This is a genomic window from Kitasatospora sp. NPDC058190, assembly GCF_042883685.1.
Classification (GTDB): domain Bacteria; phylum Actinomycetota; class Actinomycetes; order Streptomycetales; family Streptomycetaceae; genus Kitasatospora.
This window is the reverse complement of sequence record NZ_JBHVVI010000029.1, coordinates 1-13,336: the sequence shown is the minus strand read 5'-3', so window position 1 is coordinate 13,336 and position 13,336 is coordinate 1. Positions and strand designations below refer to the sequence as shown.

Here is a 13,336-nt window from a genome sequence, read left to right as displayed (position 1 = left end):
AGCCCCGCACGCCCGGCCCGGAAAAAATCACCCGCCGGTCTGGAAGCTCGGCGCCCTGGCGATGCCCGCCGCGCGGGAGTGGGCCGCCTCCGACACGCGCTGGCTGGCGCAGCTCGGGCACGACGTGCTGGAGAGGCACGGCGGGAAGGGGGACCTGCCCGTGCTGCTGGCCGAGCTGGAACGGGACTGGGTGGAGCAGGCCTGGTGCGGGCCGATGTACACCGCCCGCGGGCTGGCCCGGTTCGGCCCGGAGGCGGCGGACGCGACGTCCCTCCTCCGCCGCTTCTGGCTGCAGACCCCGCACTCCTCCGAGCGCGCCCCGTACCTGGACGCGCTCGCCGCGATCGGCGCCGCCGGCCTGCCGGAGGCGTATCAGGAATCCCTCTGGGACTGCGAGGCGAACGCCCGCCTGCTCGCCGTCGAGCACGCTCCCGACCGTCCGTACACCCTCAGCCGGGTCGCCGAGCTCCGGGACGATCCGATGGAGAAGCCGGAGATCCGCAAGGCTGCCGAGGCGCGGCTCGCCAGCTGACCGACCCCCTCGTCACAGTCCATCAACCAATCGCGAACTTCAAGGTTTCGTGGCGGCGTTGGGCCCTATTGTGATCCCCGAGTGTGCACCGGGTGGCCAGGCCGACCCGGATGCCGACGACGTTTGGGGGGTACATGCGTGAGTGGGACGGATTCCTGGCGGCGGACGACTACGGCGTGACGGAGAGCAGCGCCTCGCTCGGCTACTCCGAGACCGAGACCGAGACCGAGACCGAGGCCGTCGCGGTCTCGGCCGAGGCCGAGGTGAACGAGGTGTACGTGGCGGAGGCCGTCGAGGTGGTGGCGGTCTCGGAGGTCAGCTTCGAGAGCTACCTCTCCGTGGCGGAGCCCTGCAGCGCCGCGGGATCGTACGAGTCCGAGGCCTCCCTCGGCCATACCGCGGACGGCGGCGACCACGCCCCCGACGACAGCGGCCTCTCGCACGCCCACGACTACGGCCACGACTACGGCCACGACGGCGACGCGGCGTTCGACGGCCCGGATCTGTTCTGACCACTCCCCGGACACCCGGCGTCCGGCGTCGGGTGGGCTGATCCTCCCTGCCTGCCGCCACTGGAAGGGCTGTGCCCTCGATGCCCTCGATCACCCTGGACGCCGAACGCCGGATCGCGGCTCCGCCGGACCAGATCCACAACGCCGTGGTGGCGGTGCTCCACCGGGCCCACGCAGTCGGCCGACGCCTCGTCGACGGGGCGCCTCGGTGATCCCCGGCCGTCCCCCGGGCGGGGCGAGGGCCAACGGCCTGGCGGGCTGGGCGGGCACCACCTACGTCCGGTTCGTCTCGGACGCGGGCCAGGCGGTGCTCGACATGCCCGCGGTCGGCGCGATGCTGGCGATCCCCGCGCTGATCGGCTCCGAGCGGGTGCCCGCGGGCCAGGCGCCCTCGCTGCCGGACACGCTCCGGGCGAAGGTGTTCGACCTCGCCGCGCTGATCGAGACCAGGCTCTCCCGGGGCGCCTACGAGGTCGAGACCGTCGAGGTTCCGACCGAGCACAAGCTCACTTTCCAGTTCCTGCACCAGCAGGCGGCGATCCGCTCCCAGCTGCCGGTACGCACGCTCTGCGTCTGCCGGGACTGCAAGCACGCCAAGGTCGTCAACCTGGACCTGAAGCGGCTGCAGACGAGGAACCGCCGCATCAAGATGCTGGTGGCCGTGCTCGGTGTGACCGCCGGGCGTAACGACCCCAACCCCTTCCAGGTCTTCAGCACGGTGTTCCGCCAGGCCAAGCTGGAGCCCGACTTCATCTGCGCGCGCTGCGAGAGCACCGAGGCGTACGAGCGCCCGGTGACCTTCTGCCCCGGGTGCGGCGACCAGCGCGAAGAGGCCGTGCTCACCACCTGCGGCAAGTGCCGGCACGACTTCCGGGCTCTGGTGCGCGGTGCGCGCATCTGGGACGACACGCCGCCGGCGCCGCCGATGCCTCCGCTACCGCCCCCGCCCGCGGCACCCCCGATGCCTCCGCCCCCACCCGCGGCCCCGGTGCCGCCCCCGCCCCCGGTGCCGCCCCCGCCCCCGGTGCCTCCGCCCCCGCCTGCGCCGCCGCCCGCGCCCCCGGTGCCTCCGCCCCCGCCTGCGGGGCCGCCCGCCACCGGGTTCGGACCCCCGCCCGCCGACTACCCGGCGCCAGCCGTACCCGCGCCCGCGCCCGTGCCCCAGCCGGTGCCGCCGCTGTCCCGGCCGTGGTCCCCCGCGCCGCCGGTCAACCCGTACGCGCAGCCTGCCGACGTGGCGCCCGCTGACGCGCAGCCCGCCGACGCGCAGCCCGCCGACGCGGCGCCCGCCAGCGCAGCGCGCAGACGGTACTGCACGATCTGTGGCCAGCCGAACGAGGTGCTCTGGAGCGTGCAGGTCCCGCGCGACGGGGCCTCGCAGCAGTTGACCGTCTGCGCCACCACCCCGGCCTGCTCCCCGCCGTCCGCCACCGGAGCCGTCCGGGTCTGAGCGGCTGCCTCAGGCGGTCGCGGGCGGTCCCGGACGGAAAAAATCACCAGCCGCGCCGCCGGCACCTGCGGCACGATGAGCCGCATGCCCGAGGAGACCGAGGACGAAGACCGCTACGCACCGTCGAAGACCCTCCTCGGCCTCCTCCAACGCGGTCAGGGAGCGGGTGCCATCCGAGCGGCCCGGAAGCCCGCCGAAGCGGCCGACCTGGTCTACGCCTGCGTCCGCCGCGACTGGAGCTGGGACAGCCTCGTCGACGAGCGCTCGCTCTACCTCGCCCGGCTGCTCCGTGACCTGGAGCTGCCGCTCGACCCGGTGGTCGAGGTGCTGAGCACCGGCGACGAGTACGACCACGACCGGGCCGCCGAGATCCTGCGCCTGCTGGCACGCGGCGGATCCGAGGAGGCCCAGGAGGCCGTGCGGCTGCACGTCCGCGAGCCGGAACCCTGGCCGGACGTCCGGAAGACGCCGCAAGAGCCCAACCCCCTGGCCGAGTCGGAGACCCCGAAGCTGCTCGCCCTGCTGGCCGACCCGGACGCCCCGGAGGACGACAAGACCGAGGCCCTGCGGGTCCTGCGCCGCCGCGACCCCGACCCCGGCCTCGTCCCGCTCGTCCCCTCCCTCACCACGGCGGACGGCGAGCGCCCGCTGGTCCTGCTGATCGGCAACATCGGCAAGCTCGGTGCTCTCGCCATGCCCGCCGCCCGCGAGTGGGCCGCCTCCGGCACCCGCTGGCTGGCGTGGCAGGGCCTGACCGTCCTGGCCGAGCACGGCGAAGCCCAGGACGTCCCCGCCCTCCTCGCCGAGCTGAAGCAGGACTGGGCGGACGGCGTCTGGTGCGGCCCGGAGCGGATGGCCCGCGGCCTCGCCCGCTTCGGCGCGCAGGCCGCCGAAGCCGTCCCGATCCTGACCCGCTACTGGCTGCGCACCCCGCACTCGTTCGAGCGCCCCGCCTACCTCGAAGCCCTGGCCGCGATCGACCCGGCCGGCCCGGACATGCCCGGCCTCGACCTGGCACACACCGAATCGCTCTGGGACTGCCAGGAGGACGCCCGCCTCCTCGGGATCGAGCGGGCCCCCGACCGCCCCCACGTCCGGGAGCGCCTGGCCGAGCTCCGGGACGACCCGATGGAGGAGCCCGAGGTCAGGAACGCCGCCGCCAGGCGACTCGCCGGGCCGACCTGACGGCCCTCCTCCCGGGCGGGGGAACGGGGCGCGGCGGGCTAGAGTAGACGCGTGAACGTGTGAGTGATGGTCCGGACCCCGCGAGGCGGTTCGGACCACATCCATTTCCAGGGGTAACCCCTGTGACCTGCACGTTCGCCGGCCCACCAGACCAGCACAAGCCTCCGGAGGCCCCGCCTTGAGCGACCAGCCGTTCGCGCATCTGCACGTCCACACCGAGTACTCGATGCTGGACGGTGCCGCCCGGCTGAAGCAGATGTTCAAGGAGGTCGAGCGGCTGGGCCAGACCCATGTCGCGATGACCGACCACGGCAACATGTACGGCGCCGCCGAGTTCCACCGGCAGGCCACCGACGCGGGGATCGTTCCCGTCATCGGCATCGAGGCGTACGTCGCCCCGGAGTCCCGCTCGAACACCAAGCGCATCCTGTGGGGCCAGCCGCACCAGAAGCGGGACGACGTCTCCGCGTCCGGCGCGTACACCCACAAGACCATCTGGGCCCGGAACAAGGAGGGCCTGCACAACCTCTTCAAGCTGACCTCGCGCTCCTACGCCGAGGGCTGGCTGGTGAAGTGGCCCCGGATGGACAAGGAGCTGATCTCCGAGCTGTCCGGCGGCCTGATGGCGACCACCGGCTGCCCCTCCGGCGAGGTGCAGACCCGACTGCGGCTCGGCCAGTTCGACGAGGCCGTCAAGTCCGCCGCCGACTACCAGGACATCTTCGGCAAGGAGAACTACTTCCTGGAGCTGATGGACCACGGCCTCGACATCGAGAAGCGGGTCCGCGACGGGCTGCTGGAGATCAGCAAGAAGCTGAACATCCCCCCGGTCGTCACCAACGACTCGCACTACACCACCGAGGCCGACGCCGGTGCCCACGACCTGCTCCTCTGCGTCCAGACCGGCAAGAACCTCTCCGACCCGGACCGCTTCCGCTTCGACGGCACCGGCTACTACATCAAGTCCGCCGCCGAGATGTACGCGCTGGACTCCTCGGACGCCTGGCAGGAGGGCTGCCGCAACAGCCAGCTGCTGGTCGCCTCCCGGGTCGACACCGAGGGCATGTTCAAGTTCAAGAACCTGATGCCCCGCTTCCCGATCCCGGAGGGCTTCGAGTCCGAGGCGGACTTCTTCAAGTCCAAGGTCTGGGAGGGCATGGACTGGCGCTTCCCGGACGGGTACGACGAGGAGCACAAGAAGCTCGCCGAGTACGAGATGGACACCATCATCCAGATGGGGTTCCCGGCGTACTTCCTCGTGGTCGCCGACTTCATCATGTGGGCCAAGAGCCAGGGCATCGCGGTGGGCCCCGGCCGTGGTTCGGCGGCCGGTTCGCTGGTCGCCTACGCGATGGGCATCACCGACCTCGACCCCATCCCGCACGGCCTGATCTTCGAGCGCTTCCTCAACCCCGAGCGCATCTCCATGCCCGATGTCGACATCGACTTCGACGAGCGCCGGCGCGGTGACGTGATCCGCTACGTGACGGAGAAGTGGGGATCCGACAAGGTCGCCATGATCGTCACGTACGGCACCATCAAGGCGAAGGCCGCCATCAAGGACTCCTCCCGAGTCCTCGGCTACCCGTACGCGATGGGCGACCGGATCACCAAGGCGATGCCGCCGGACGTCATGGGCAAGGGCATCCCGCTGTCCGGCATCACCGACAACTCCCACCCGCGCTACGGCGAGGCGGGCGAGATCCGCGGGCTGTACGAGACCGACCCGGACGTGAAGAAGGTCATCGACACCGCGCGCGGCATCGAGGGCCTGATCCGCCAGCCCGGCGTGCACGCGGCCGGCGTCATCATGTCCGCCGAGCCGCTGACCGACCACATCCCGGTGTGGACCCGGCACACCGACGGCGTCACCATCACGCAGTTCGACTACCCGACTTGTGAGGGCCTCGGCCTTCTCAAGATGGACTTCCTCGGCCTGCGCAACCTGACGATCATGGACGACGCCGTCAAGGCGATCGAGAAGAACAAGGGCGAGAAGATCGAGCTGCTCAAGCTGCCGCTCGACGACAAGCCGACCTACGAACTCCTCGCCCGCGGCGACACGCTCGGCGTCTTCCAGCTCGACGGCGGGCCGATGCGCTCGCTGCTGCGCCTGATGAAGCCCGACAACTTCGAAGACATTTCGGCCGTGCTGGCGCTGTACCGCCCCGGCCCGATGGGCGTCAACTCCCACACCAACTACGCGCTGCGCAAGAACGGGCAGCAGGAGATCACCCCGATCCACCCGGAGCTGGAGAAGCCCCTGGAGGAGGTGCTCCGGCCGACGTACGGCCTGATCGTCTACCAGGAGCAGGTGCAGAAGGCCGCGCAGATCCTCGCCGGCTACTCGCTCGGCCAGGCGGACCTGCTGCGCCGGGCCATGGGCAAGAAGAAGAAGGAGATCCTGGAGGCGGAGTTCGTCCCCTTCCAGAAGGGCTGCCGCGAGCGCGGCTACTCCGACGCGGCCATCCAGGCGGTGTGGGACGTCCTCGTCCCCTTCTCCGGCTACGCGTTCAACAAAGCGCACACCGCCGGGTACGGGCTGGTCTCGTACTGGACGGCCTACCTCAAGGCCAACTACCCGGCCGAGTACATGTCCGGCCTGCTCACCTCCGTCAAGGACGACAAGGACAAGTCGGCGGTCTACCTCAACGAGTGCCGCAAGATGGGCATCAACGTCCTGCCGCCGGACGTCAACGAGTCGGACTCGGACTTCACCCCGCACGGTGACGACACCGTCCGCTTCGGCCTCACCGCCATCCGCAACGTCGGCGGGCCGGTGGTCGATTCGATGATCCGGACCAGGAAGACCAAGGGGAAGTTCAGCTCCTTCCCCGACTTCCTGGACAAGGTGGAGTCGGTGGTCTGCAACAAGCGGACCGTCGAATCGCTGATCAAGGCGGGCGCCTTCGACTCGCTCGGGCACACCCGCAAGGGCCTGAGCGCCCAGTTCGAGCCGATGATCGACAACGTGGTCGGCGTGAAGCGCAAGGAGGCCGAGGGCCAGTTCGACCTCTTCGGCGGCGACGCGACCACGGACGAGCCGAGCTTCGGGCTGGACGTCGTGTTCTCCGAGGAGGAGTGGGAGAAGTCCTTCCTGCTCACCCAGGAGCGGGAGATGCTCGGCCTGTACGTCTCCTCGCACCCGCTGCACGGCATCGAGCACGTGCTCGCCGACAAGGCGGACTGCGCGGTCGCGGACCTCGCGGAGCGGCCGGACGGGACGATCGTCACCATCGGCGGCATCATCTCGGGCCTCCAGCGGAAGATGACCAAGCAGGGCAACGCCTGGGCGATCGCCACCGTCGAGGACCTGGCGGGCTCGATCGACTGCATGTTCTTCCCGGCGAGCTACCAGCTGGTCTCCTCCCAACTGGTCGAGGACGCCGTGGTGTTCGTCCGCGGCAAGCTGGACAAGCGGGAGGACGTGCCGCGGCTGATGGGCATGGAGCTCTCCGTCCCCGACCTGTCGAACGCCCACGCCGAGGCACCGATCACCATCAACATCCCGAGCGGGAAGGTCACCCCGCCCCTGGTGGCCCGGCTCGGCGAGGTGCTCGGCAGCCACCGGGGCACCACCGAGGTGCGGGTGCGGCTGGAGAGCCGCAACAAGACGACGGTGCTGCGGCTGGACCGCCACCGGGTGAAGTCGGACCCGGCGCTGTTCGGGGACCTGAAGCAGCTGCTCGGGCCGAGCTGCCTGGCGGTCTAGCGCGGGACCGGGGCCCGGGGTGCTCACCTGGTGGGGCGCCCCGGGCCTTTCGCGTACCCGGAAAGCCTCAGGACCCGCTGCCCAGCCCCGGCGGCACCGCCGTGTGCAGCGCCGAGACGAAGGCCGAGATGGCCGGGTGGGAGCCCGCGCCCGCGCGGAACGCGGCCCGGGTGCGGCGGTACATCGGCAAACGGGTGAGCACGACCCCCGGCGGCTGCTGGGCCGTGCCCAGGTGGGGGACCAGGGCGACGCCCTGGCCGGCGGCCACGAGCGCCAGCACCGTGGTGAAGTCGTCGATCTGGTGCCGGATCCGGGGCGCGAAGCCCGCCGCCTCGCAGGCCCGGACGGCCATGGTGTGGCACAGCGTGCCGGGCGGGGACATGATCCAGGGCGCGCCGCGCTGCTCGGCGACCGTGGCCGGGGTGCGGGCGGCCAGGTACATCGGCTCGGTGAAGACCGGACGGGTGACCGCGAGACCCGGCTCCGGGTCGGTCGGGACGAGGTCGTACTCGTGGACCAGCGCGACGTCCAGCTCGCCCGCGCGCAGGGCCGCGCCGACGGCCGCCGGGTCGACCTCGGTGACCATCGGCTCCAGCCCCGGGTGCCAGGAGGCCAGCTCGGCGAGCACCGCGGGGATGATCGCGCGGGCCGCGGAGGGGTAGGTGCCGATCCGCAGCGGGCCGGCCAGTCCCCGCTTGGCGTGGGCGAGTTCGGCGCCCGCCTGCTCCAGCAGGGCGAGGACGGACTCGGCGTGGCGGACCAGGTTGCGGCCGGCCGGGGTGAGGGTGACCCGCCGACCGGTGCGCTCCAGCAGCGGGACGCCCGCCTCCTTCTCCAGGACGGACAGCTGCTGGGACACCGCCGAAGGGCTGAAGGACAGCGCCTCGGCGACGGCGGCGATGGTGCCGAGGTGGGCGAGTTCGCGCAGCAGGCGCAGACGTCGGACATCGAGCATCGGCTCAGCTTACGAGAAGCGTCAGAAATGTGAACTGGACCTGCGCTATCCGCGGCCGCAGGATCGTCGGTATGGAACTCAAGGGCATCTACGTCCCCCTGATCACCCCCTTCGCCGCCGACGGTTCGGTCGCCCTCGACGCGCTGGAGAAGCTCGCGCACGAGGTCCTGGACGCCGGGGCGGCCGGGCTGGTCGCGCTCGGCACCACCGGCGAGCCCGCCGCGCTGACCGCCGAGGAGCGGGACGCGGTGGTGGACGTCGCCGCGGCCGCCTGCGCGGCGCGCGGGGCACAGCTGATCGTCGGCGCCTCCGGCGGCGACACCCGGGCCGTCGGCGAGGCACTGGCCGCACTGGCCGCGCGGGTGCCGCGGGCGGCGGCGCTGGTGACCACGCCGTCCTTCGTCCGGGCGGGCGAGGCCGGGACGGTCGCGCACTTCCGGGCGCTGGCCGCGAGCAGCCCGCTGCCGCTGGTCGTCTACCACATCCCGTACCGCACCGGGCAGCAGCTCTCCACCGCCGCGCTGCGCGAACTGGCCGCGATCGAGGGCGTGGTGGGCGTCAAGTACGCGACCGGCGGGCTGGACCAGACGGCCGCCGAACTGCTCGCCGACACCCCCGAGGGCTTCGCGTTCCTCACCGGGGAGGACGCCTTCCTGGCGCCGATGCTGGCGATCGGCGCGGCCGGCGGCATCCTCGCCTCCGCGCACCTGGCGACCGCCCGCTTCGTCGAACTGCACGAGGCCTGGCGGGCCGGGGACGTCGAGCGGGCCCGGGCGCTCGGGCACCGGCTGACCGCTCTGGCGCTGTCCGCGTTCGCCGCGCCCAACCCGACGGTGACCAAGGGCGTGCTGCACGCCCAGGGCCGGATCCCGACCCCGGACGTCCGGCTGCCGCTGCTGCCGGCGGGCGGGGCGGAGGTCGCGGCCGCGCTTGAGCTGGCGACTGGTCTGGATCAGTAGTCGGCTGTCCGGGCCGCCTCTCACACCGTGGCCCCTCTCATACCGTGAAATGGCAGGTCGTACGACGCCCGTGACAAGGCATGATGGGCAGAGTGCGGCTGTAGACAGCACCATTCAGAGGAGTAGTCGGAATGAAGATCGGCATTGTCGGGGCCACCGGCCAGGTCGGCGGCGTGGTCCGCGAGATCCTGGCGGAGCGCAACTTCCCGGTGGAGCAGCTGCGGCTGTTCGCCTCGGCGCGCTCGGCCGGGCGCACGCTGCCCTGGCAGGGCACCGAGGTCACGGTCGAGGACGCGGCCACGGCCGACTACACCGGCCTGGACATCGTGATCTTCTCGGCCGGCGGCTCCACCTCCAAGGCCCTGGCCCCCAAGGTGGCCGCGGCCGGTGCCGTCGTCATCGACAACTCCTCCGCCTGGCGCCGTGACCCCGAGGTCCCGCTGGTCGTCTCCGAGGTCAACCCCGAGGCCATCGCCGACCGCCCCAAGGGCATCATCGCCAACCCGAACTGCACCACCATGGCCGCCATGCCCGTGCTGCGCCCGCTGCACGAGGAGGCCGGGCTCGCCGCCCTGGTCGTCTCCACCTACCAGGCCGTCTCCGGCAGCGGCGTGGCCGGCGTCGCCGAGCTGCGGGACCAGGCCGCCAAGGTCGTGGACGGCGCCGCCGCGCTCGCCCACGACGGCGGCGCCGTCGAGTTCCCCGAGCCCAAGGTCTACCGGCGGCCGATCGCCTTCAACGTGGTGCCGCTGGCCGGCTCCCTCGTGGAGGACGGCTCCAACGAGACCGACGAGGAGCAGAAGCTCCGCCACGAGAGCCGCAAGATCCTCGGCATCCCCGAGCTGAAGGTCTCCGGCACCTGCGTGCGCGTGCCGGTCTTCTCCGGCCACTCGCTGCAGATCAACGCCCGCTTCGAGCGCCCGATCAGCACCGAGCGCGCCGTCGAGCTGCTCACCGGCGCCCCCGGCGTCGAGCTGTCCGAGATCCCGACCCCGCTGCAGGCGGCCGGCCAGGACCCGAGCTACGTCGGCCGCATCCGGGTGGACGAGACCGTGGAGAACGGCCTGTCGCTGTTCGTCTCCAACGACAACCTGCGCAAGGGCGCCGCGCTCAACGCCGTCCAGCTGGCCGAGCTGGTCGCCGCGGAGCTCAAGGGCTGACACCCGGCCGAGCCCGAGGGCTCGACCGGGACCAACCGTCCGTGACGTTTGGCGGGCCCCGTCGTTGAACGGGGCCCGCCTTCGTGTTTCTTTGCGACTCATTGGGGCGGCTGTTGCGGGACCGGGACATCTGCCGAGGTTCGGGGCGCGAACCAAGGGGAAAAGGTGACCCAACGATCGGGCGGTCACGGGGGCCCCTCACCCCACCACGCGCGGACGACGGGCGGACCGCCCACCCTGACTGACCTTCGAGGGCGAGCGGAAAGAGGTGCGCAGATGGACCGCTGTGTCGTCCTGGTGGACGCCGGATACCTGCTGGGCGCCGCCGCCAGCCTGCTCGCCGGTGACCCGTCCCGCTCGAAGGTCACCGTGAACCACACCGCGCTGATCAGCGCCCTGCGCGAGCGCGCCGAGGCCGAGACCGGGCTGCCCCTGCTGCGGATCTACTGGTTCGACGCGGCTCCCGACCGCCGTCCGATGCCCGAGCACCGGCGGCTGCGCGTCCTGCCCCGGGTCACCGTACGGCTGGGCGCCCTCACCCGGGCCGAGGGGCGCTGGGTGCAGAAGGGCGTCGACGCCGCGATGCACGCCGAACTCTCCGAACTCGCCCGCAACCGGGCCTGCGCGGACGTCGTACTGATCACCGGCGACGGGGACCTGCTGCCCGGGATGATGACCGCCAAGGAGCACGGGGTGGCCGTGCACCTGTGGGCGTTGCAGGCCGCCGACGGGGACTTCAACCAGTCCGAGGACCTGGTCGGCGAGGCCGACGAGCGGCGGGTGCTGGACCGCGAGTGGATCGAGGGGTCCTTCTCGCTGCGGGACAGCTCCAGCGTGTTCCCCGCGCCCGGGGCCGGCGGCGCCCGGCAGGAGATCGCCAAGATCCTGGCCGCCCCGCCCGCCTCGCTGCCGACCGTGGTGCCGCCGGGCGCCCGGCCCGCCGCCGGAGCCCCGGAGCCCGAGGCGCCCGCCGCGAACGGGGGGTCGCAGCCCGCCGCGGCACTGCGGGTGGTGCCCACCCCCAAGGACCTCGCCGGACGGGTCTCCGCCGTCGCGCCGACCACCCCGGCGGCCAACGGACACGCCAACGGCACCGCCAACGGACACGCCAACGGCACCACCGCCGGACCCGCGGCCGGCGGGCCGGTGCTGCGGTGGTCCTCCGACCGGGGCTGGGTGGACCGGCCCGCACCGGAGCCGTCCGTCACCGCCGGGGACGGCCTGCCGACCCTGGCCCAGCTCACCACCGCCGAGCAGCGCTGGGCCGACCGGGAGGAGGACATCACCTCGATCGGCGGCGACGCCCACGAAGTCGGGCAGGTCTTCGCCCGGCGCTGGAGCGACCGGCTCGGCGACCTCGAACGGCTCACCCTGCTCTGGCCCGACTACCCGCGCATCCCGCACCGGGTCGACGGCGAGCTGCTGCGCTACGCGGCCCGCTTCGGACTGCTCGCGCACAAGGACGACCAGATCGACGAGCACGACCGCTACGCCATCCGGGCGGGCTTCTGGAAGGAACTCGCGGCCCGGGTGCCCGGCGGCTCCATGGTCGTGGACGACTGAGACCCGTGCACGACCGGGCCGAACCGGTGGTTCCCGGTGATCAGGCCCCCTTGTCCGGTTCGCCGGTGTGAGCGCGTAGAGTCTCCGGTCGTGAAAGAGACGGCCGGGCGAGCACCCCAGGACACCTCGCCGTGCGTCGCCGTACGCGACCTGGTCCGCACCTACCGCACCGGGCGCGGCGCCGCCGCCACCGAGGTCCGGGCCAACGACGGGATCAGCCTGACCGTCCGGCAGGGCGAGGTCTTCGGGCTGCTCGGACCGAACGGGGCCGGCAAGTCCACGCTGGTGCGTCAGCTCACCGGGCTGCTGCGCCCGGACTCCGGCTCGGTCGAACTGCTCGGCCACGACATCGTGCGGCACCCCGAGCGGGCGGCGCGGCTGCTCGGCTACCTCGGGCAGGAGTCCACCGCGCTGGACGAGCTGACCGTGGTGCTGGCCGCCGAGACCACCGGGCGGCTGCGCGGGCTCGGCCGGGCGCAGGCCCGCGCCGAGACGGCGGAGGTGCTCACCGAACTCGGGCTGGAGCCGATCGCCTCGCGGCCGCTGGCCAAGCTCTCCGGCGGGCAGCGCAGGCTCGCCTGCTTCGCGGCCACCCTGGTGGGGGAGCGGCCGCTGCTCGTGCTGGACGAGCCGACCACGGGCATGGACCCGGTCGCCCGGCGGGCCGTGTGGTCGGCCGTGGACCGGCGCCGCGCCGAGCGCGGGACGACGGTGCTGCTGGTCACCCACAACGTGATCGAGGCGGAGACCGTGCTCGACCGGGTCGCCGTGGTCGACGAGGGCCGGGTGATCGCCTGCGACACGCCCGGCGGGCTCAAGGCGCTGGTGGACGGCGACGTCCGGCTCGACCTGGTCTGGCGGGACGAGGCGCCGCTCGGTGTCCCCGCCGTCGCCGCGCTGGCCGAACGGGCCGAGCGCACCGGGCGCCGCTGGACCGTCCGCACCACCCCCGAGCAGGCCCGCGAGCTGGTCGCCGCCGTCACCACCGGCCCGGCCTTCGCGGCGCTCGACGACTTCACCCTCGCCACCCCGAGCCTTGAGGACGCCTACCTCAAGCTGGGCGGCCGCCACGGAGGACTCGCCAAGTGACGCTGCTCTCGGTGCCCCCGCGGACCGACCGGTCGACGGCCGGGCCCGCCCCGCTCGCCCCCGCCGCCCGGCTGCTGCCCTCGCTCGCCGCGGTGTACCGGGCGCAGCTCGCCCGGGCCAAGGTGGCGCGGATCCCGCTGCTGTTCGTGGCGACCTTCCAGTCCCTCGGCATCCTGGTGATGATGCGGGGCGTCGTGGAGGCCGGGCAGACCTCGGCGG

The 13,336-nt window shown here is 72.6% G+C and carries 11 protein-coding genes and 1 pseudogene; 11 read left to right on the top strand and 1 reads right to left on the bottom strand.

The window, feature by feature from the left end; genetic code table 11:
• Positions 1 to 61: 61 nt before the first annotated feature.
• The 6 genes from ACFVWU_RS15920 (at position 62) to dnaE (ending at position 7,391) form a co-directional block, all read left to right on the top strand.
• A complete protein-coding gene (locus ACFVWU_RS15920) occupies positions 62 to 532 on the top strand; it encodes a hypothetical protein (protein ID WP_387620479.1) in 471 nt (156 codons plus the stop codon).
• 134 nt (positions 533 to 666) lie between these two features.
• Positions 667 to 1,044 carry a hypothetical protein gene (locus tag ACFVWU_RS15915; RefSeq protein WP_387620476.1) on the top strand — a complete coding sequence of 126 codons (378 nt, stop codon included), beginning with the start codon at positions 667 to 669 and terminating at the stop codon, positions 1,042 to 1,044.
• Between the two features lie 80 nt (positions 1,045 to 1,124).
• Complete coding sequence (locus ACFVWU_RS15910; RefSeq protein WP_387620473.1) at positions 1,125 to 1,256, top strand: hypothetical protein; 132 nt, start codon at positions 1,125 to 1,127, stop codon at positions 1,254 to 1,256.
• Positions 1,253 to 2,494, top strand: a complete 1,242-nt coding sequence (locus tag ACFVWU_RS15905) for a hypothetical protein (RefSeq protein ID WP_387620470.1) — start codon at positions 1,253 to 1,255, stop codon at positions 2,492 to 2,494. Before ACFVWU_RS15910 ends, ACFVWU_RS15905 begins: the two co-directional genes overlap by 4 nt.
• Positions 2,495 to 2,578: 84 nt before the next feature.
• Positions 2,579 to 3,679, top strand: coding sequence for a hypothetical protein (locus tag ACFVWU_RS15900; RefSeq protein ID WP_387620467.1), 1,101 nt, complete (start codon positions 2,579 to 2,581; stop codon positions 3,677 to 3,679).
• 178 nt (positions 3,680 to 3,857) lie between these two features.
• Complete coding sequence (gene dnaE, locus ACFVWU_RS15895) at positions 3,858 to 7,391, top strand: DNA polymerase III subunit alpha (RefSeq protein WP_387620465.1); 3,534 nt, start codon at positions 3,858 to 3,860, stop codon at positions 7,389 to 7,391.
• A gap of 67 nt (positions 7,392 to 7,458) precedes the next feature.
• Here the strand turns inward: dnaE and ACFVWU_RS15890 are convergent, their stop codons facing one another.
• Positions 7,459 to 8,346 carry a LysR family transcriptional regulator gene (locus tag ACFVWU_RS15890; RefSeq protein WP_387620463.1) on the bottom strand — a complete coding sequence of 296 codons (888 nt, stop codon included), beginning with the start codon at positions 8,344 to 8,346 and terminating at the stop codon, positions 7,459 to 7,461.
• A gap of 71 nt (positions 8,347 to 8,417) precedes the next feature.
• Here ACFVWU_RS15890 and ACFVWU_RS15885 point away from each other — a divergent pair, with 71 nt between their 5' ends.
• The 5 genes and pseudogenes from ACFVWU_RS15885 to ACFVWU_RS15865 form a co-directional block, all read left to right on the top strand.
• Positions 8,418 to 9,305 carry a dihydrodipicolinate synthase family protein gene (locus tag ACFVWU_RS15885; RefSeq protein WP_387620461.1) on the top strand — a complete coding sequence of 296 codons (888 nt, stop codon included), beginning with the start codon at positions 8,418 to 8,420 and terminating at the stop codon, positions 9,303 to 9,305.
• Between the two features lie 131 nt (positions 9,306 to 9,436).
• Positions 9,437 to 10,465, top strand: coding sequence for an aspartate-semialdehyde dehydrogenase (locus ACFVWU_RS15880; RefSeq protein WP_387620458.1), 1,029 nt, complete (start codon positions 9,437 to 9,439; stop codon positions 10,463 to 10,465).
• Between the two features lie 276 nt (positions 10,466 to 10,741).
• A complete protein-coding gene (locus tag ACFVWU_RS15875; protein WP_387620456.1) occupies positions 10,742 to 12,028 on the top strand; it encodes an NYN domain-containing protein in 1,287 nt (428 codons plus the stop codon).
• Between the two features lie 90 nt (positions 12,029 to 12,118).
• Positions 12,119 to 13,117 (top strand): ABC transporter ATP-binding protein, encoded by a 999-nt coding sequence (locus ACFVWU_RS15870; RefSeq protein ID WP_387620453.1) that lies wholly within the window; start codon positions 12,119 to 12,121, stop codon positions 13,115 to 13,117.
• Positions 13,114 to 13,336 (top strand): annotated as a pseudogene (locus tag ACFVWU_RS15865) (ABC transporter permease); the annotation flags it as partial. The gene ACFVWU_RS15870 and the pseudogene ACFVWU_RS15865, both read left to right, overlap by 4 nt.

Excerpts from the sequence above, each read along its gene's own strand:
- ACFVWU_RS15885 (WP_387620461.1), top strand. The coding sequence starts at position 8,418 with ATGGAACTCAAGGGCATCTACGTCCCCCTGATCACCCCCTTCGCCGCC.
- ACFVWU_RS15890 (WP_387620463.1), bottom strand. The coding sequence starts at position 8,346 with ATGCTCGATGTCCGACGTCTGCGCCTGCTGCGCGAACTCGCCCACCTC.
- ACFVWU_RS15880 (WP_387620458.1), top strand. The coding sequence starts at position 9,437 with ATGAAGATCGGCATTGTCGGGGCCACCGGCCAGGTCGGCGGCGTGGTC.
- ACFVWU_RS15875 (WP_387620456.1), top strand. The coding sequence starts at position 10,742 with ATGGACCGCTGTGTCGTCCTGGTGGACGCCGGATACCTGCTGGGCGCC.
- ACFVWU_RS15900 (WP_387620467.1), top strand. The coding sequence starts at position 2,579 with ATGCCCGAGGAGACCGAGGACGAAGACCGCTACGCACCGTCGAAGACC.
- ACFVWU_RS15915 (WP_387620476.1), top strand. The coding sequence starts at position 667 with ATGCGTGAGTGGGACGGATTCCTGGCGGCGGACGACTACGGCGTGACG.
- ACFVWU_RS15920 (WP_387620479.1), top strand. The coding sequence starts at position 62 with ATGCCCGCCGCGCGGGAGTGGGCCGCCTCCGACACGCGCTGGCTGGCG.
- ACFVWU_RS15910 (WP_387620473.1), top strand. The coding sequence starts at position 1,125 with ATGCCCTCGATCACCCTGGACGCCGAACGCCGGATCGCGGCTCCGCCG.